At 62.6% G+C, this 17,025-nt stretch carries 20 protein-coding genes; 12 read left to right on the top strand and 8 right to left on the bottom strand.

Annotation, left to right across the window (positions count from 1 at the left end; genetic code table 11):
* Position 1 precedes the first annotated feature (1 nt).
* Complete coding sequence (locus tag M2341_RS04780) at positions 2-778, top strand: Crp/Fnr family transcriptional regulator (RefSeq protein WP_264584410.1); 777 nt, start codon at positions 2-4, stop codon at positions 776-778.
* Between the two features lie 34 nt (positions 779-812).
* Here the strand turns inward: M2341_RS04780 and M2341_RS04775 are convergent, their stop codons facing one another.
* Positions 813-1,175 carry a hypothetical protein gene (locus tag M2341_RS04775; protein ID WP_264569613.1) on the bottom strand — a complete coding sequence of 121 codons (363 nt, stop codon included), beginning with the start codon at positions 1,173-1,175 and terminating at the stop codon, positions 813-815.
* A gap of 200 nt (positions 1,176-1,375) precedes the next feature.
* On the opposite strand from M2341_RS04775, the gene uvrA reads away from it, so the two are divergent.
* Complete coding sequence (uvrA, locus tag M2341_RS04770; protein WP_264584409.1) at positions 1,376-4,384, top strand: excinuclease ABC subunit UvrA; 3,009 nt, start codon at positions 1,376-1,378, stop codon at positions 4,382-4,384.
* Here the strand turns inward: uvrA and M2341_RS04765 are convergent, their stop codons facing one another.
* Together M2341_RS04765 and M2341_RS04760 are read right to left on the bottom strand one after the other, a co-directional pair.
* Positions 4,385-5,281: a DUF3037 domain-containing protein gene (locus M2341_RS04765; protein ID WP_264584408.1), complete on the bottom strand. Its 897-nt coding sequence runs from the start codon at positions 5,279-5,281 to the stop codon at positions 4,385-4,387.
* Positions 5,265-6,092 (bottom strand): hypothetical protein, encoded by an 828-nt coding sequence (locus M2341_RS04760; protein WP_264584407.1) that lies wholly within the window; start codon positions 6,090-6,092, stop codon positions 5,265-5,267. The genes M2341_RS04765 and M2341_RS04760 overlap by 17 nt, the downstream gene beginning before the upstream one ends.
* Positions 6,093-6,369: 277 nt before the next feature.
* Between M2341_RS04760 and M2341_RS04755 the strand changes: the two genes are divergently transcribed.
* Entirely contained in the window at positions 6,370-7,341 is a 972-nt protein-coding gene (locus M2341_RS04755; protein WP_264584406.1) for an alpha/beta fold hydrolase, read from the top strand.
* Between the two features lie 344 nt (positions 7,342-7,685).
* On the opposite strand, the gene M2341_RS04750 is transcribed toward M2341_RS04755, so the two are convergent.
* Complete coding sequence (locus M2341_RS04750; RefSeq protein WP_264578326.1) at positions 7,686-8,084, bottom strand: DUF2171 domain-containing protein; 399 nt, start codon at positions 8,082-8,084, stop codon at positions 7,686-7,688.
* A 238-nt stretch (positions 8,085-8,322) separates the two neighbouring features.
* On the opposite strand from M2341_RS04750, the gene M2341_RS04745 reads away from it, so the two are divergent.
* The 6 genes from M2341_RS04745 to M2341_RS04720 all read left to right on the top strand — a co-directional run bounded on the left by M2341_RS04745 (position 8,323) and on the right by M2341_RS04720 (position 12,108).
* Entirely contained in the window at positions 8,323-8,658 is a 336-nt protein-coding gene (locus M2341_RS04745; RefSeq protein ID WP_413715690.1) for a hypothetical protein, read from the top strand.
* Between the two features lie 57 nt (positions 8,659-8,715).
* Complete coding sequence (locus tag M2341_RS04740) at positions 8,716-9,156, top strand: PepSY-associated TM helix domain-containing protein (RefSeq protein WP_264584405.1); 441 nt, start codon at positions 8,716-8,718, stop codon at positions 9,154-9,156.
* A complete protein-coding gene (locus tag M2341_RS04735; protein WP_181558883.1) occupies positions 9,153-9,341 on the top strand; it encodes a hypothetical protein in 189 nt (62 codons plus the stop codon). The genes M2341_RS04740 and M2341_RS04735 overlap by 4 nt, the downstream gene beginning before the upstream one ends.
* Positions 9,342-9,505: 164 nt before the next feature.
* Entirely contained in the window at positions 9,506-10,558 is a 1,053-nt protein-coding gene (locus M2341_RS04730; RefSeq protein WP_181558882.1) for a ribonucleotide-diphosphate reductase subunit beta, read from the top strand.
* Positions 10,559-10,567: 9 nt separating this feature from the next.
* Positions 10,568-11,365: a putative phage abortive infection protein gene (locus M2341_RS04725; protein WP_264584404.1), complete on the top strand. Its 798-nt coding sequence runs from the start codon at positions 10,568-10,570 to the stop codon at positions 11,363-11,365.
* Between the two features lie 188 nt (positions 11,366-11,553).
* Positions 11,554-12,108, top strand: a complete 555-nt coding sequence (locus M2341_RS04720) for a glycine zipper 2TM domain-containing protein (protein WP_264569606.1) — start codon at positions 11,554-11,556, stop codon at positions 12,106-12,108.
* 73 nt (positions 12,109-12,181) lie between these two features.
* Here the strand turns inward: M2341_RS04720 and M2341_RS04715 are convergent, their stop codons facing one another.
* Positions 12,182-12,316, bottom strand: coding sequence for an entericidin A/B family lipoprotein (locus tag M2341_RS04715; protein WP_181558879.1), 135 nt, complete (start codon positions 12,314-12,316; stop codon positions 12,182-12,184).
* A gap of 209 nt (positions 12,317-12,525) precedes the next feature.
* Between M2341_RS04715 and M2341_RS04710 the strand changes: the two genes are divergently transcribed.
* Both M2341_RS04710 and M2341_RS04705 read left to right on the top strand, forming a co-directional pair.
* Positions 12,526-12,693 carry a hypothetical protein gene (locus tag M2341_RS04710; protein WP_264569604.1) on the top strand — a complete coding sequence of 56 codons (168 nt, stop codon included), beginning with the start codon at positions 12,526-12,528 and terminating at the stop codon, positions 12,691-12,693.
* Positions 12,694-12,877: 184 nt separating this feature from the next.
* Positions 12,878-13,540: a hypothetical protein gene (locus tag M2341_RS04705; RefSeq protein ID WP_264569603.1), complete on the top strand. Its 663-nt coding sequence runs from the start codon at positions 12,878-12,880 to the stop codon at positions 13,538-13,540.
* Positions 13,541-13,600: 60 nt separating this feature from the next.
* On the opposite strand, the gene M2341_RS04700 is transcribed toward M2341_RS04705, so the two are convergent.
* The 3 genes from M2341_RS04700 to M2341_RS04690 form a co-directional block, all read right to left on the bottom strand.
* Positions 13,601-14,467, bottom strand: coding sequence for an SDR family NAD(P)-dependent oxidoreductase (locus M2341_RS04700; RefSeq protein WP_181558876.1), 867 nt, complete (start codon positions 14,465-14,467; stop codon positions 13,601-13,603).
* A gap of 143 nt (positions 14,468-14,610) precedes the next feature.
* Entirely contained in the window at positions 14,611-15,075 is a 465-nt protein-coding gene (locus M2341_RS04695; protein ID WP_264584403.1) for a thermonuclease family protein, read from the bottom strand.
* A 116-nt stretch (positions 15,076-15,191) separates the two neighbouring features.
* The gene (locus tag M2341_RS04690; RefSeq protein ID WP_264574591.1) at positions 15,192-15,728 is read right to left on the bottom strand and encodes a peroxiredoxin; all 537 of its coding nucleotides are present in this window, start codon (positions 15,726-15,728) and stop codon (positions 15,192-15,194) included.
* 114 nt (positions 15,729-15,842) lie between these two features.
* Between M2341_RS04690 and recF the strand changes: the two genes are divergently transcribed.
* Positions 15,843-16,910 carry a DNA replication/repair protein RecF gene (gene recF, locus M2341_RS04685; RefSeq protein WP_264584402.1) on the top strand — a complete coding sequence of 356 codons (1,068 nt, stop codon included), beginning with the start codon at positions 15,843-15,845 and terminating at the stop codon, positions 16,908-16,910.
* Positions 16,911-17,025 lie beyond the last annotated feature (115 nt).

Here is a 17,025-nt window from a genome sequence, read left to right as displayed (position 1 = left end):
TATGCATCGCATGCACGACCTCGTCTCGCCCGGCATCGATCATAACAATCTGGTGGCAGCGCTGAACCCTGCCGATCTGGCCCTGATGGCCAAAGTGGCGCGCGTCGTGCGCCTACCCACGGGCACGACCCTTTACGACCCCGGCGATACCGTGGTGGCCGCTTATTTCCCCCTTGGCGATGCGGTCGCGACTTTCCACGTGCTGATGGACGACGGCTCGTCGGTCGAGATCGCGATGGTCGGCCGTGAGGGCGCTGTGGGCGGCATCGTCAGCAGCGGGCGGCTGGCGGCTTACTCCCGGTCATGCGTGATGCATGGCGGCTATTTCGCCCGGTTCGATTCTGGGACGCTGGAGACGCTGAAAGCGAGTTCTCCCGCCATTCGCGATCTGCTCAGCCGCTATGCGGACTGTCTGCTCGCCCAGATTTTCCAGTCGGTCGCGTGTAACGCGGTCCACAGCCTGGAGATGCGGGCGGCCAAATGGCTGACGGCCGCTGTCGATCGCACTGGCAACAATCAGGTGATGATGACGCAGGAGGAATTCGGGTCCCTTCTCGGCATTGCGCGCAGCTATGCCAGCCGCCTGATCAAGAGTTTCAAGACCGACGGGCTCGTCCAGACCCGGCGCGGCTCGCTCGTCGTGCTGGATGCGGATCGGCTGCGTCAGCGCGCCTGTTCATGCAACGACATGGTGCGCACCCATTTCGATCACGTGCTGGCGGGCGTCTATCCAGACCCCGCCGAGCTTGAGCATCTGGTCCACGACGTCAGCCCCTAGCGTTTGCCGGGAGGTGACGCGCAGGGACGGCCTCCTACTTTCTGGTCTTGGGCGGGAGCGGCGCGCATTTGGTCTTGTCGCCAGCCAGACAGGCCGCGACATCTGCTTCCCACTTCGCCCGCGCCTCGGCGGCCTGCGCCTGTTCGGCGGCGATCTTCGCATCCCGCGCCGCCAGCGCGTCGCGATAGGTCTGTTCGCGCGCGGCCTGCTCGTCGGCAATGGCTTTCTTCTGCGCTTCGAAATCGCTCATCTGCTGCGCAGCCAGCTTTGCCTGCTCGGCATGGAGCACACGCCGCTCTTCCTGCTCCTGCGGCGTGTCCTGCGCCAGCGCGACGGTGGCTGAAACCATCATGGTGCCTGCAAGGGTCGCCAGTCGTGCGTAACGTGCCAGGGTCATGTCGTTCTCCGTCGTCTGTCGGGCCGGGCATTCCACGCCACGGCCTGCTGGTACAATGATTAAGATCAAGACTCGATGCACGGTCAATCGCGCGAATGTCCGTCTGGCCATCTCGCATCTGACCTCTGGCGATCCTATCTGTGCCTCTGGCTGAACCTTGCCGCTGGATTCCCTTCAGGAACAGAGATAGAACACCGCCCATGAGCCTTACCCATATTTCGGTGCGCGGCGCGCGCGAGCACAATCTCAAGGGCATTGACGTGGATCTGCCGCGCGATGCGCTGGTCGTCATCACGGGCCTCTCCGGCAGCGGCAAGTCGAGCCTCGCCTTCGACACCATCTATGCCGAGGGCCAGCGGCGCTATGTGGAGTCCCTCTCCGCTTATGCGCGCCAGTTCCTGGAGATGATGCAGAAGCCGGATGTCGAACATATCGACGGCCTCTCGCCGGCCATCTCGATCGAGCAGAAGACCACGAGCCGCAACCCGCGCTCCACGGTCGCGACCGTGACCGAGATCTACGACTATATGCGCCTGCTGTGGGCGCGCGTGGGCGTGCCTTATTCCCCCGCCACCGGCCTGCCGATAAGCGCGCAGACGGTGAGCCAGATGGTCGATCGCGTGCTGGCGCTGCCGGAGGGGACGCGGGTCTATCTGCTCGCTCCGGTCGTGCGCGGCCGCAAGGGCGAGTATCGCAAGGAGCTGGCCGAATGGCAGCGCGCCGGGTTCACCCGCGTGCGCATCGATGGCGAATTCTACCCCATTGAGGAAGCCCCCGCGCTCGACAAGAAGTACAAGCACGACATCGAGGTGGTGGTGGACCGCGTGGTGGTCCGCGAGGATATGGCGCAGCGGCTCGCCGAGAGCTTCGAGACGGCGCTCAAGCTGGCCGAGGGGCTGGCTTATGTGGATCTGGCTGAGGGGACGGTGGCGGAACTGGGCAGCACGCCCTCCCCGTTCGTGTCGAGCGAAGTCGAGACACAAGAGGAGAACGCTGCTGGCATCTCGACTTCGCTCGATGCGAACGGAGGCAGTGCCAAAGGCAAGACCGGTATGAAAAACGCCGGCATTCCGGCCAACCGCATCATCTTCAGCGAAAAATTCGCCTGCCCGGTCAGCGGCTTTACCATTCAGGAGATCGAGCCGCGCCTGTTCTCGTTCAACGCGCCGCAGGGCGCTTGCCCGGCCTGCGATGGTCTGGGCGAGAAGCTGGAGTTCGACGAGCAGCTCGTCGTCCCCAATGAGGCGCTGACCCTCAAAAAGGGCGCGATCGTGCCCTGGGCCAAGTCCAATCCGCCGAGCCCTTATTACATGCAGGTGCTCGCCTCCCTCGCCAAGGCCTTCGGCTTCAGCCTGGAGACGCCGTGGAGCGAGCTGCCGGGCGAGGTGCGCCTCATCATCCTGCACGGCACGGGCGGCAAGCCGGTCACCCTCACCTTCCAGGATGGGCGCAAGAGCTACAGCGTCTCCAAGCCGTTCGAGGGCGTGATCGGCAATCTCAACCGCCGGATGCTGCAGACGGACAGCGCCTGGATGCGCGAGGAGCTGGGCAAGTTCCAGACCGCGCAGCCCTGCGAGACCTGCGGCGGCGCGCGCCTCAAGCCCGAGGCGCTGGCCGTGAAGGTCGCGATGCAGGACATCGCCACCCCCACCCGCATGAGCGTGGTGGATGCGCTGGCCTGGTTCACCACCCTGCCCCAGCACCTGACCGATCAGCAGAACCAGATTGCCAAGGCCATCCTCAAGGAGATCATCGAGCGGCTCGGTTTCCTCAACAATGTCGGCCTCGATTATCTCAATCTGGACCGCACCAGCGGTACGCTCTCGGGTGGCGAGAGCCAGCGCATCCGCCTCGCCAGCCAAATCGGCTCGGGCCTCTCCGGCGTGCTCTATGTGCTGGACGAGCCGAGCATCGGCCTCCACCAGCGTGACAACGACATGCTGCTGGTGACGCTCAAGCGCCTGCGCGATCTCGGCAACACCGTCATCGTCGTGGAACATGATGAGGACGCGATCCGCGCGGCCGACCATATCGTCGACATGGGGCCGGGCGCCGGCGTGCATGGCGGCGAAATCGTCGCGCAGGGCACGCTGGCCGATGTGCTGGCGACGCAAGGCTCGCTCACCGCCGATTATCTCAACGGCACGCGGGAAATCCCCGTTGCCGCCAAGCGCCGGAAGGGCAGCGGCAAGAAGCTGACCGTCAAGAATGCCCGCGCGAACAATCTCAAGGGCGTCAGCGCGTCCATCCCGCTCGGCACCTTCACCTGCATCACCGGCGTCTCCGGCTCGGGCAAGTCGAGCTTCACCATCGACACGCTCTATGCCGCCAGCGCCCGCGCGCTGAATGGCGCCCGCGTCATCGCCGGCGCGCATGACAAGATCGAGGGGCTGGAGCATCTCGACAAGGTGATCGACATCGATCAGTCGCCCATCGGCCGCACCCCGCGCTCCAACCCGGCGACCTATACCGGCGCCTTCACCAACATCCGCGACTGGTTCGCCGGTCTGCCGGAAAGCCAGGCGCGGGGCTACAAGCCCGGCCGCTTCTCCTTCAACGTGAAGGGCGGCCGCTGCGAGGCCTGCCAGGGCGATGGCGTCATCAAGATCGAGATGCACTTCCTGCCGGACGTCTACGTCACCTGCGAGGAATGCCACGGCAAGCGCTACAATCGCGAGACGCTGGAGGTGAAGTTCAAGGGCCACAGCATCGCCGACGTGCTGGACATGACGGTGGAAGACGCCGTCGAGTTCTTCAAGGCCGTGCCGCCGATCCGCGACCGCATGGCCATGCTCGCGGAAGTGGGCCTGGGCTATGTGAAGGTCGGCCAGCAGGCAACGACGCTCTCAGGCGGCGAGGCCCAGCGCGTGAAGCTCGCCAAGGAACTCAGCCGCCGCGCGACCGGCAACACCCTTTACATCCTCGATGAGCCCACCACGGGCCTCCACTTCGAGGATGTGCGCAAGCTGCTCGAAGTGCTCCACGCGCTGGTCGAGCAGGGCAACAGCGTCGTGGTGATCGAGCATAATCTCGATGTCATCAAGACCGCCGACTGGATCATCGACCTGGGGCCGGAAGGCGGCGTGAAGGGCGGCGAGATCGTGGCGGCGGGCACGCCGGAACAGGTGGTGAAGGAGAAGCGGAGCTATACGGGGCGGTATCTGGCGCCGTTGTTGGGGAAGAAGGTGGAGGATGTAGCGGCGGAGTAGCTAATGCAACTTCAACTGGAAGGTATCTTGGTCTGCAAGGCGCTTTGAGCGTTCTCGCGCAGTTTCAGTAGGTATTGCAAGCGAGGCTATAGAATATACTAGCTTAATTTTATCGGCATCGCTTGACCAATTTATGAGTTCGGCGCCTTGATGGGCTGCTGCTTCTAAGCAGGAATGAGCAGCCTTTTCCAAGGTGCTGCACGCTGAGTAAACCAGCCGCGCCTTCGTATCCTTTTCCCCAAAAACAATGCGAGCCTGCTCGAGAACCAGCGCTGAAACCGCTATATCAGAAACCGCTTTACGTGCCGTGGTCTGCGGAGCAGAAATATCTACTGTTTCAAAGATATGCATTCTGCCGTTCTTCAGCGCTAAGTCTGCAATTAAGCCATCGGCCAGCATCAAGTTAGGCACGACCCGGTGAGAACTCAGACCTTCGTCGGCCTTTGCTAGCACTCTCTGCTTCCGAAGCGCGCGCTTTAGTTGCGTAAGAAGCTTCGATCTCTTTTCACGCACAACTGGAGGTGCTGGTTCGGGATTGATTATGCTCTCAAAAATGGAATCAATACGTGCGCCGTACTCCCGCTCACTGGAGCATGTAAAAGTACCCAAATGAGAAAAAGTTAGCGGACCCACACTTCCAATCGAGTGCCGCCGCGCCTCGGCGTCATGAATACCCGCGGCACGTAAATCAAAATCACGAGACACGAGCGTGTCCGCTAATTCACGTAAGATAGACTGATCAAGCGAAGCCGATAGCACACGGATTTTATCGAGACGCTGAGTCAGACGTAAATCTATGTCATTCTCAGAAAACACAGCTAGGCCAACGTTTATGCGTTCGTCGCGAACGCCCCCAGGAGAAAGGCGCACTACGGCAAACTTAAACGATTGAACCATCCTGGAGCCCCTTGCGCAGTAGCTCTGTCCTAGCCTTCCAGCCGCCCTCTCGGCAATATCCAAGAAGATCATTTTTCAAAGCATCGCTCAACCAGTGCGTCGGCATTTGAGCGATCATTCGTGCAATGTCATCGGCGGATAAGATCGACAGTCTCTTAACCACCAACAGTGCTGCGGACAGATCAAATCCATGACGCTGTCGCAAATCCAGCCAAGTCATCGCGCTATTGTTAGTCGATCCAAAATCGTCAGCCCATGGCCAACGCCAGAACATTGAGCGGGCAAAATCCAATGCCAATAACTGACGCTCTGTGCCAAAACCGGAGATAAGAAAATTGCCATGATGGCGATCAACGTTGTTAATGAACAAGTCCAACGCATGAATAGCCGATAAGGCAGAACGGAAGGTGGGTAGAGAACTACCAAATTCCATCATGGTGTACCGATCAAGAAAAGCAATTGTCTCCGCTTTTTTTGCAAATCCATCTACCGCCTCAGAACCGAATGCGATATCTCCATTGTTAGTTTGTATGAAATCACAACGAGGCGTTGCTATGCCTACAAAATCTGCAATGCGATAGGAGAGGAATTCATTTGCCCGAATCGGGTTATCATCGCGGTCAAGCTTAATGTAATAACTCCGGTTGTTGTCGGCTTGAATGTATCCGGCGACATCCTTGCCCTCCGGCATCGGCAGCTCGAACTGGGTTTTTCGAGGAAAAAGAACGAGTTGCTCTGGAGGGATAGCAGGCGGCGGACCACGAAATGTGATCGGTTCAGACCAGCCTTTCAATAATCGCGGCCTAGCCATACACAACCCTTAGTAAATGGTCTTATAATCACCTACTACATATTGATCCGGATTGTGAGTCGTAATCCGTGAATCCTCCATTTTGCAGTTTATCAGTCGCCTTGGCGGCGGCAAGGCCATCAAAAGGCCATCAAGGAGAGCAGCGGTAACTGGTAAGAGCGCTCCACTCACCATCGCGGAGTCTGGACTGCGCTATCCCACTGCTGACAAACTTGACCCAGTCCCCCCAGCCCCTCACGGTGCGCCCCACACAACCGCCAAACCGGGGAGGCCGCCAATGAACAGCCGACGCGACTTCATCAAACACACCGCCGCCGTCGGCGCCGCGAGTCTCACCCCCAGCATCGCGCCCGCCGCCGCGCAGGCGCAGTCCCCCGCCCCGCCGCTCTGGCAGAAGCTCTACCCCGGCTTTCGCAACCTGCGGATCAAGACCAGCGGCGCGGAGATCAATGTCGTGATGGGCGGATCGGGGCCGCCGTTGCTCATGCTCCATGGCGCGCCGGAATCGCTTGTCACTTGGCATTTCGTCGCGCCGGCGCTGGCGCGGGATTATACCGTCGTGCTGGCCGATCTGCGCGGTTATGGGGATAGCAGCAAGCCGGAGGGCGGCGCGGATCATTCGGCTTATTCCAAGCGGGCGATGGCGCAGGATGGCGTGGAGGTGATGGCGCAGCTGGGCCATGAGCGCTTTCTGCTCGTCGGCCATGATCGCGGCGCGCGGGTCGGGCGGCGGATGGCGCTGGATCATCCCGAGAAGGTCCGCAAGCTCGCCGTGCTGGACATCTTGCCGGAGCATTATCTCTACAGCCATGTCACGCTCGGCTTCGTGCGCGGCTATTATCACTGGTTCAGCTTCCTGCGCCCCGCGCCCATTCCGGAGGAGGAGACGCTGGCGCGCTACCAGGCGCGGGCGGGCGAGGCGACCAGCGAGATCGAGCGGGAATATGATCGCCACCGGCTCGACCCGGCCATGCTCCATGCGATGTGCGAGGATTATCGTGCCTCGGCCTCGGTCGATCTGGATCTGGACCATGCCGATCTGGCGGCGGGGAAGAAGATCACCTGCCCGCTGCTCGCCATCTGGGCCGGCAAGGGGCTCTATCCGCGCCTGTTCGATGACATATTGGGCGTGTGGCAGGCGGAGGCTACGGACGTGCGCGGCCATGCGCTGCCCAATGCCACGCACAATCTGCAGGAGAGCGACCCGCAGGCAACGCTCGCGGCGCTGCAGGCCTTCCTGCGCGGCTGATCGCGGTACTGAATTTTTCGGAAGATGTGAGCGGAAAAGAAGTCCGGCCTCCCGGGGGGTGGGGGGATGGGAGACCGGACCCTTTTCAGCCGCTCGGCTGTGTGTGGGAGATCACCGCCGAAGCGACTTTCTACCCCTTTGGGTGCAGCATTCACTGAACCTGTTCCCTATCAGATAGGGTCGGCAGGCCAGGGAACAAGGGCTGCGCGATCAATCGCGCCTGACGCACGTTGGGCCGTCCCGCCGCATCGGACGGACGTATGCAGGCGCTCTTTCGTCGCAGCCATATGTTGGTGGCCGGGCGGGAGGGACCCGGCCACCTGACTTGTTCAGGCGAATGTGTCTCAGGTCGAGGGCGTGCCGGAGCCACCCATGCCGGTGCCAAGGCCGCTGGTGCCGAAGATCTGCGAATTCTCGTTGGTGCCGGTCGTGCTGGTGGTCGCCGCGCTGCCGGCATAGCTGTCCGTCTTCACGCCGCCGGACTGGACGCCGGGGCGCGTGCCATCGGCATAGCCGCCGCCAATCGTCAGGCCCTCGGGCATAGGCGTATCGGGTTTGAGCGTGACACGATCGTCATGGATGCTGTCGACATAATCGAGGTTGATCTGGTGATGGCGGCTGTCCGCCGAATCCGAGCGGGTGAGGACCAGAAGATCGCCGTCCACCTTGTCGACGGTGCCGACATGGCGGCCACTCGCATCCGCGACTTCCATATGCTCCTTGATGCGCCACTTCTCGAACATGGCTCGCTCCTTTTCTCTGCAGATACAATGAACTAGATGGTACTGAAGACAGAACGGCCGAGGGGGCGGAGCGTTCCGAAAACCCCGCCCCATCCAGCGCATCCTCGCCACGACTGGGCTGTTCACGGCCGGCGCCGAGGGCAATCCTGCGCGAGACGGCGCGTGCCGCTTTTGATACGGGTCAATGCGTCCGGCCGCCGGAGCGGTCACATAACAGCGGATGACCGACGCGATGACCATGCTCCCCATGCCCCGCCCCTCCGCCGGCACCGGCACCGGGCTCGCCTTGCCGGCAGCCCTGTTGCTGATCCTTGGCGGATGCGCCCGGCAGAGCGCCGCGGCGGTGAGCAGCGCGCCGGATACGCCCGGCTTCCTGCTCGGCCTGTGGCACGGCTTCATCTTTCCCTTCGCCTGGGCACTCTCGCTGATCGCGGACGATGTCGCCGTCTATGCCGTGCCCAATAATGGCGGATGGTATGATTTCGGCTATTTCCTCGGCATCGTCGTCTTTGGCGTGGGCGCGCGCAAGACCAAGACGGTGACCGTCTATGTTGATCGCTGGCGCGGCCGGTGATGGCGATCGCCGGTCCTTCCGCTGCTACACCCGCCTTCCGCAAGAATGGATGCACCCATGCGTAAATGGCATCGCTGGACCACCGTCTTCATCGGCCTGTTCATGCTGTTCATCGCCCTGACCGGCTTGGGCAGCCATTTTGCCGCCATGGTCGCGCGGGGGAGCGTGTTCGAGACCGAGGAGCGCGGCGCCCCGCCGCCCGCCCAGGGGCCGGTCGCGGCGCAGAAGGCCGGCCCGTCTGCGGGTACGCCCGGCGCGCCGCCCGCCGCCCAGCAAGCCGCCCAGCCAGCCACACAGGCCGCGCCGAACTCCGCCCGCAAGTTGGTCGGCCTGTTCCACCATCTCCACTCGGGCGAGTTTTTCGGTCCCGTCGGCGTGATCATCTCCCTCCTCTCCGGCTTCGCGCTCGTCTTCTTCGCGATTTCCGGCATGTGGATGTATGTGCAGATGTTCCGCAACCGCCTCAGCCGGGGACGGCGCGACATCTTCTGGAAATGACCCTCCCGGCACTCATCATGGCCGGCGTCTCGGGCACTGCGGCGCTCTGCGGTGCCCTCATCCTCGCGCGCAAGGCGCGGACGCCGCAGGGGGTCTATGGCAAGCGCATCGCCGGCACCATGGCGCTCTCCTTCGCGCTCATCCTCGCGCTGTTCGCCTGGGGGCTGGAGCGCATGGCCGGCTGAACCGACGGCGGCCTGCGGCGCTGGCGAAAGTCAAGGCCGGGGACACAAAATTTACTGTGGATGAACGGCACAACACCGCTAGACATTGTGGTGGATTGGGCTAGCATCCCCCTTCATCTAGTTATTTGTGCGCTACAGCCATCCCAATTGCGGAGCCCGGAAAAATGTCGCTTCTCCAAGCCTCCAAGGTCTACAAGCCCTTCGAATATCCCTGGGCCTATGACTATTGGAAGCGCCAGCAGCAGGTTCACTGGATGCCCGAGGAAGTTCCTCTGGGCGAGGATTGCCGCGACTGGGCGCAGAAGCTCTCCGACCATGAGCGCAACCTGCTGACGCAGATCTTCCGCTTCTTCACGCAGGCGGACGTGGAAGTGCAGGATTGCTACCACGACAAATATGGCCGCGTGTTCAAGCCGACCGAGATCAAGATGATGCTGACTGCGTTCAGCAACATGGAGACGATCCACATCGCGGCCTATTCGCACCTGCTCGACACCATCGGCATGCCTGAGAGCGAATATTCGATGTTCCTCGAATATGACGAGATGCGCGCCAAGCATGATTACATGCAGCAGTTCGGCGTGGATAGCGACGAGGACATCGCCCGCACCCTCGCCATGTTCGGCGGCTTTACCGAGGGCATGCAGCTCTTCGCGAGCTTCGCGATGCTGATGAACTTCCCGCGCTTCAACAAGATGAAGGGCATGGGCCAGATCGTCACCTGGTCGGTGCGCGACGAGAGCCTGCACTGCGAGGGCATCGTGCGCCTGTTCCACGAGTTCGTGAAGGAGCGCGACTGCCTGACCAAGGCGGTAAAGGAAGACATTATCGATTGCTGCCAGAAGACCGTGCGGCTGGAGGATGCCTTCATCGACCTCGCCTTCGAGCAAGGCCCGGTGCCCGGCATGACCGCCAAGGAGATCAAGCGGTACATCCGCTACATCGCCGACTGGCGGCTGGGCCAGCTTGGCTTCCAGCCGATCTACATGATCGAGGAGCACCCGCTGCCCTGGCTCACCCCGCTGCTCAACGGCGTGGAGCACGCCAACTTCTTCGAAACGCGCGCCACCGAATATTCCAAGGGCGCCACGCGCGGCAACTGGAACGAGGTGTGGGACAGCTTCGACCGCCGCAAGAAAATGCGCGCCAATGACGGCGAGGCCGAAAGCGACAGCGGCGAGGACATGTTCTCGCGGGCCGGGGTGGCGGCGGAGTAGGAGGACCAGTTGTCAAGCAAGCCCGGCCTTGCAATAACAGCAGCGCTGACCGCCGCGTTTGCAGCGTACACCATTTATGTGATTTGTGCTGGGTTGGGCTTTGATCCACTTGGGATGTCATGGGACTTCGCAGTCTCAGCGCAACTAGGCGACTCTTTTGGTCCCCTGAACAGTCTGTTAGCCTTAGCCGCCGCCATAAGCGCAACTGCTGCATTTCTTGACCAGAAATCTGCATTAAATGAGGCACGGACGAACGCTAAAGTCGATGCCGAACTAAGTTATAAACGTGATGTAGAGCGAACTTTCTTTAATTTATTACAACTCTTCAAGGAAACACTTGGAGATATTTCAACTGTAGATGCCAACGATTGGAGAAAGTCCTTAAATGGTCGACCAGCAGTTCGTGCCATTCTTGATACAGACATAAGAAAATCAACTGGAGACGCAGACGCAGATGCCAGCCGTTTTCGCGCGGCAGCCTTCAAACATCGAGACAGTCTCAGTCATTATTTTAGATTATTTTATCACATACTAAGATTTATAAATGTCAGAGATCTTAAAATTGACGATAAACTTCTGTATACGCGGCTATTGCGGGCCGCGCTTTCAGACGCAGAAATAACAATAATTGCATTAAACTGCATTCATGGAAGCGGAAAACCAAAATTAAAACGTTTATTGGAAGAGTACGGGATACTGCACAATATTTCAGAACGGTCGGGGATAGATTTTAATATTTTTGATAATTTTGATAAAGGCGCATTTGGGGACAGAACGGCACATTCAAAGAGCGGAAAGGTCAATTGAATTTGATCAATTAAAAGCTGACTAGGATCTCAGTCGCTTCGCAAATGCCGACCCCGAAAGCGCACCCCACCCACTTCCCCTTTCCCCCAAATGAACCGCCCGTCGCCACCGGTTCAGGCGACTCACGATACAGTCCGATCCGATCTCCCGCTGCCGGGAGAGACAGAATAAGGATCGGAGTGAGACAGATGTACAAGGCTCTGAAGAACAGCATCGCGGCGCTGGCGCTGGGTGCCGTGACCGTGGGCGGTCTGGCCGCCACCCCCGCTTTTGCCGACCCGGGTCGCGGGCATGACCGGCATTGGCAGCGCGATCGCGACGATCGGCGCGATTATCGTCATGACAATCGCCGTTGGGATCGGGACGACCGCCGGGGCCGTGACCGGGTTGTGGTGATCGATCGCCGCCCTGTCGTCCGCCCTGCCCCGCGTGTCGTCTATGCCTATGACTATAACCGGCCGGACCCGCGCTATCGCGGCTATTATGCGGACCGTTACTATCGCGGCGGCTATGCGCCGGTGCGCGTCTACCGCGATACCCGCGTGTATCGGGGCTATGACGATCGCTATTATTGCCGCCGGTCGGACGGCACCACCGGCCTGATCGTCGGTGCGGCGCTGGGCGGCTTGCTTGGCGATCAGCTCGATCGCGGCCGTTCCTCGATCCTGGGTGCCGTGCTGGGCGCGGGTGCCGGGGCGATGATCGGACGGTCGGTCGACCGGGGCGATGTCGTCTGCCGCTAAACCGGACCGACGCAGAGCTGTAGCATGAGCCCGGCGCGCTGACCTCAGCGGGCCGGGCTTTTGTCAGCAGCGCTTATTTCATCGCGTCCTGACCTGCCTGCCCCACGGACTCGATGTCCCGGCCAAGGCCCTTCACCGTCGCGCAAGCAGACAGGAGCAGGGATGCGCTCACGACCGCGAGAAGCAGCGCCGACCTTCTTGTTTTCATGTCCTCGATCCCTTTCCGATTATCGGATGTTTTCCAACGTTTTCGACTATCCGAAAAAATGCGATCCGGCGCAATCCGCCTGCTGGTGATCCCGGCCCGGATGAAAAGGCACTCATGTGCGATGCATTGCTGCCGAAAGGGGCTTGCGAGCGGGAACCGGTCTCCAGCGCGCACGTATTCCTAGCGGTACAATCGAAGGAGATTTCCGCATGGATCCGGTCACCATCGAGCATCGCCGCCAAGAGCTGCAGAGCCTGCTTGCGCAGATTCAGGCCAACCCCTCTCGCGACTGGCACCGTGAGCGGCAGCGCGTGATCGTGTTGCAGCATATGGTCGGCGCAAAGGCGGCCGGCACCCACCCCGGCACCCGACACTGATCCACTTTCAGCGGCGATGAACCCCATCGCCGCAAAGCTCTGAATCTCGGCGAGTCGCGGGTTCCCACCGGTGCGACGAATCGAGTCCATAAGGGTCTTGCCTTGGTGGAATCAGAGGAGGATAAGCGCCTCTTGATGGGAACAGGGCCGCCACCCATGGCGCCCCCTCGGGAGGAAGAACGTTATGGCATTGAGCATGATCGGGGGCCGGCGGATCAAGGCCGCAGTCGCACTGTCCGCTCTGCCGCTGCTGGCCCTGGCCGGCTGCACCGCCAAGCAGGTTGCCGAAGCGCCGCTGCAGAACATTCCCGTCCCCATTCCACAGAATGTCCCGCTGATCGAAGTGCCGCCGCCGCCGCCGATCCTGATCGGCGAGAATAAGGGGCAGGACATGTGGCACCTGCGCTCGGGCCTGAACGTCGCCGTGCTGCTCTGCCAGGGGCCGGACAATGCCGCGATGGTCTCCGACTACAACCGGATGCTCTCGGTACATAAGGGCCTGCTCTCGGAAGCCGCGCAGATGCAGGTCGATCTGTTCAAGGCCAAAGGCGGTCGCAAGTGGCAGGACGCCCATGACGACCATATGACCAAGCTCTACAACCGCTATTCCAACACCCAGTCGCGCGACAAGTTCTGCGCCAAGGCCAAGGCGCAGCTCGCCGAGGTCGCGAACCAGACCCCCATCGCGTTCAGCGAGAAGGCGACGTTCCTGCTGTGGGAGCTGAACAAGGCCGCCAGCTTGCCCGATCCGGACGGATCGCTCGCGCGCGCTGCGGCCGCAAACAGCACGCCGGGGCTAGTGCAGACCGTCCAGGCGACGACCAGCCAGACGACCACGCAGCGCTAAGCGGCGCCCCGGACGCGCGCCCTGCACAAGAAGCGGGCGCGCTCCGGGTCCGATCGATCCTCAGTCTTCGTCCGGCACGGCCAGGGTCGCGCCGAAATCGAACGGCTTGGCCTCCGGCATCGCGGCCATCAGCGCCTTGAAGCGCTCTTCCACATTGTCTTTCCAATTGCCGTGCGTCGCCACGTACAGCGTGTTGTTGCGGATTGCGTCGACGATCATGTCGCCCACTTCCGTCGGTTCCATCCAGGTATCGGACACCACGCGCTTGGCGAGCTGATCCTCCGTCTGGGCAAGGCCGCTGCCCGAGCGGAAACGCTCCGGCCGGTTTTGGCCGGATTCATGGATGCGGCTCTTGATCGGGCCGGGCATCAGCACCGTCACGCCGATATTGTCCTGCGCCATGCTGTCGCGGATCGATTCAGACAGGGTGATGACGCCCGCCTTCGCCACGGCATAAATGGCCATGAAGCTCGGCATCGGCGTCAGCCCGGCCAGCGACGCGGTGTTGACGATGTGGCCGCCCTTGCCCCGCCGGCGCATGCCCGGCGCAAATTCCATGATGCCGTTGATCGGCCCCATGAGATTGACGCCAATGCCATAGTCCCAATCGGCATAGGTGGCCTGATCGAACGGGCCGGACGGATCGATGCCGGCATTGTTGATGAGGATTTCCGGCCCGCCCATCACGGCTTCGCACTCCTTGGCGGCCTCGCGCATCTGGTCGCGGTCGGACACGTCGAGCCGCATCGTGTGGACATTGCGGCCCTGCTGGCGCTCCTCGAAAAACGCCTTGGCTTCATCGAGATGGTCCTGGCGGATATCGGCCAGCACCAGCCTGGCGCCATTGGCGAGCAATTGCTGGGCAATGCCGAAGCCGATCCCACTCGCCCCGCCCGTGATGAACGCCGTCGTGCCCGCAATCTCCATGACTTTCCTCTCCAAACCCGGCGCCTCGCCGGCTTGCTCAAACTGACGCATCGGCCGATGCTGCGCCCGGCCGCTCCTCCAATCTCATCCAGCAAATCCGGACAGAGTCAACAGCGGCTGTTGCGTGCGGGGTCGCTGGCCGGTCAGGATCGCGGATGCGCGGCGCGCCAGACCGAGGGCGTCTCGAACGTGCCACGCCAGATGCCGCGCCGCGCGGAACGGGCAGCCTCCTCTTCGTGCCGATACGCGCCGGGGCCGCGCCCGAGGTTGCTGATCGCCCAGCCCCGCGCCACCATCATCGCGCCGACATCCGCGATCCGGGCGGTGGTGCAGGTCGCCACGGCGCGGCCATATTGGTCCGTCGTCCGGGACCCGCAGGTGAGCCCACCGCCACGCACCAGCGCCAGCAGGGCGTCGCGCGCCTGCGTGCCGCAGTCCCAGGGCTGGCCGGTCGCATCCTGGCAACGCTGATTCAGTTCGACCGCGTCGATGTCCGCGATGCGCACGATCCGCGGGCCGATCCGCAGGCTGTCGCCATCCATGACATGCACGCGCGCCCCATCGGCGGCCTCGATCCGCTCCGGCGGCGCGCGAAGCAGGGCCAGCATGATCAGCAGAAACGCCAGAAGAGCCAGCGAACCAAGCCGCGCAAGCCATCGTCGGCGCGGCCCGCCGGCTGATCCCTGGAAACCCCTGCGCCGTCGGGCAGGTCTGGTGCGGATGATCAGTGCTTGTGATCGCCAGCCATGGACTGCACGGCGGCCAGCGTGTTCTTCACATGGTCGCGATAGTCGAGCGCGCTATGCACATAGACGATCCGGCCCGCCGGGCTGATGACATAGGACGTGCGGTCCGTCTTGCCCGCAAAGGCCGGATTGTCCGCCTTGAGCGCCACGTCGTAATTGGTGATGAGACGCGGCCCGGCCGAGGCCACCGCGAACTTGCTGCCGCATGCCTCGGTGGAGAAACGCTGCAGAACGTCGACCGGGTCGGCAGACATGCCGATCACCGTGGCGCCGGCCTTCTTGAACGCATCCGCCTGATCGGCAAACTCCTTGGTTTCCGCCGTGCAGCCCTTGGTGAAGGCCGCGGGGAAGAAATAGAGCACGACTGGGCCTTTCTTCAGCGCATCGGACAATTTGACGCTGAACACCTTGCCGGCCAGCGCGCCGCGCGTCTCGAAATCCGGCGCCTTGGCACCGACCGGCAGGGCCGCCTGCGCGCCGCCGCCGAGCAAGGCGCTGCCCAGCATCGCAACCATGAATGTCTTCGATGCTTTGCCGAACATATGCCCATTCCCGTCTGCTGACTCACGATCCGCACAATCTGCCATAGAAGGCCTTGGCGTGCCAGCCCTCACCGGTTACGAGCAGCCATGGCGATCGACCGCCTTGCCCTCACCAATTTCCGCAATCATGCCGACGCCCTGATTGTGCCCGACGCGCCGATGATCGTCCTGACCGGCGAGAATGGCGCGGGGAAGACGAACATCCTCGAGGCGATTTCGCTGCTGGCGCCGGGGCGCGGCCTGCGCGGCGCGGCCCTGCGCGACATGGCGCGGCAGAGCGGGCCGGGCGGCTTCGCGGTCGCCGCGCGATTGGGCGATGCCGCCTTGGGGACCGGCACCGACCCCGAGGCGCCGGACAAGCGGCAAGTGCGGATCGACGGGCGCGCCTCCCCGGCCAATGCGCTTTCGGCGCGTGTGTCCCTGAGCTGGCTGACGCCGGCAATGGACCGCCTGTTCCTGGATAGCCCCGGCGGGCGGCGTCGGTTCCTGGATCGGCTGGTGCTCGCCCAGGCGCCGTCGCACGCCCATCACAGCGCGCGCTATGAGGCCGCGATGCGCGCGCGCAATGCCTTGCTCGGGGAAGACGGGCCGGCGGACCCGGACTGGCTCGCCGCGCTGGAAGCCCGCATGGCGGAACATGGCGCCGCAATCGACGCCGCACGGCGGGCGCTGATCGCAGGACTCGCGCAGGAGATCGCCCGCAGCGCGCAGCACCTCTTCGCCAAGCCCGTTCTGGCGCTGACCGGTGAACCATTGGATGAGGCGACCCTTGCCGCTCGGCTGCGCGCGGCGCGGACGGGAGACCGGGCGGCGGGGCGGACGCTTGTCGGCCCGCATCGCGCCGATCTGCTGGTCACGCACGAAGCCAAGCAGCAGGATGCGGCGCTGTGCTCGACAGGGGAGCAAAAGGCGCTGCTGCTCAGCATCATGCTGGCCCACGCCCAGCTGGTCGGCACACAGAGCGGGCGACCGCTCATCATCCTGCTCGACGAGGTGGCCGCTCATCTCGATCCGACGCGCCGCCATGCCCTGTTCGAGCGGTTGCGCGCCAGCGGTGGGCAGGTGTGGATGACCGGGACTGAGGCCGATCTGTTCAACGGGCTGGATCAGGCGACCTATTTGCGGGTGGAAGCGGGGCAGGTGATCACGGGGTGATCAACCGGTGTGGGCGAAGCGCGGCTATTACGCCTTTTCCGCAAGCGGACTTTTCAGAAACGGCATCATCGCTGCCCCCTCCGTTCGTCCTGAGTAGCTGCTGAGCCTGTCGAAG

The sequence above is a fragment of the Sphingobium sp. B7D2B genome (assembly GCF_025961895.1).
Lineage (GTDB): Bacteria > Pseudomonadota > Alphaproteobacteria > Sphingomonadales > Sphingomonadaceae > Sphingobium.
The sequence above is the reverse complement of the archived record's forward strand: the minus strand, read 5'-3'. Positions and strand labels throughout refer to the sequence as shown.

Excerpts from the sequence above, each read along its gene's own strand:
- M2341_RS04705 (WP_264569603.1), top strand. The coding sequence starts at position 12,878 with ATGGCATTGAGCATGATCGGGGGCCGGCGGATCAAGGCCGCAGTCGCA.
- M2341_RS04765 (WP_264584408.1), bottom strand. The coding sequence starts at position 5,281 with ATGGTTCAATCGTTTAAGTTTGCCGTAGTGCGCCTTTCTCCTGGGGGC.
- M2341_RS04720 (WP_264569606.1), top strand. The coding sequence starts at position 11,554 with ATGTACAAGGCTCTGAAGAACAGCATCGCGGCGCTGGCGCTGGGTGCC.
- M2341_RS04735 (WP_181558883.1), top strand. The coding sequence starts at position 9,153 with ATGACCCTCCCGGCACTCATCATGGCCGGCGTCTCGGGCACTGCGGCG.
- M2341_RS04715 (WP_181558879.1), bottom strand. The coding sequence starts at position 12,316 with ATGAAAACAAGAAGGTCGGCGCTGCTTCTCGCGGTCGTGAGCGCATCC.
- M2341_RS04710 (WP_264569604.1), top strand. The coding sequence starts at position 12,526 with ATGGATCCGGTCACCATCGAGCATCGCCGCCAAGAGCTGCAGAGCCTG.
- uvrA (WP_264584409.1), top strand. The coding sequence starts at position 1,376 with ATGAGCCTTACCCATATTTCGGTGCGCGGCGCGCGCGAGCACAATCTC.
- M2341_RS04775 (WP_264569613.1), bottom strand. The coding sequence starts at position 1,175 with ATGACCCTGGCACGTTACGCACGACTGGCGACCCTTGCAGGCACCATG.
- M2341_RS04755 (WP_264584406.1), top strand. The coding sequence starts at position 6,370 with ATGAACAGCCGACGCGACTTCATCAAACACACCGCCGCCGTCGGCGCC.
- M2341_RS04745 (WP_413715690.1), top strand. The coding sequence starts at position 8,323 with ATGCTCCCCATGCCCCGCCCCTCCGCCGGCACCGGCACCGGGCTCGCC.
- M2341_RS04695 (WP_264584403.1), bottom strand. The coding sequence starts at position 15,075 with ATGCTGGCCCTGCTTCGCGCGCCGCCGGAGCGGATCGAGGCCGCCGAT.
- M2341_RS04690 (WP_264574591.1), bottom strand. The coding sequence starts at position 15,728 with ATGGTTGCGATGCTGGGCAGCGCCTTGCTCGGCGGCGGCGCGCAGGCG.
- M2341_RS04700 (WP_181558876.1), bottom strand. The coding sequence starts at position 14,467 with ATGGAGATTGCGGGCACGACGGCGTTCATCACGGGCGGGGCGAGTGGG.
- M2341_RS04730 (WP_181558882.1), top strand. The coding sequence starts at position 9,506 with ATGTCGCTTCTCCAAGCCTCCAAGGTCTACAAGCCCTTCGAATATCCC.
- M2341_RS04740 (WP_264584405.1), top strand. The coding sequence starts at position 8,716 with ATGCGTAAATGGCATCGCTGGACCACCGTCTTCATCGGCCTGTTCATG.
- M2341_RS04760 (WP_264584407.1), bottom strand. The coding sequence starts at position 6,092 with ATGGCTAGGCCGCGATTATTGAAAGGCTGGTCTGAACCGATCACATTT.
- M2341_RS04780 (WP_264584410.1), top strand. The coding sequence starts at position 2 with ATGCATCGCATGCACGACCTCGTCTCGCCCGGCATCGATCATAACAAT.
- recF (WP_264584402.1), top strand. The coding sequence starts at position 15,843 with ATGGCGATCGACCGCCTTGCCCTCACCAATTTCCGCAATCATGCCGAC.
- M2341_RS04750 (WP_264578326.1), bottom strand. The coding sequence starts at position 8,084 with ATGTTCGAGAAGTGGCGCATCAAGGAGCATATGGAAGTCGCGGATGCG.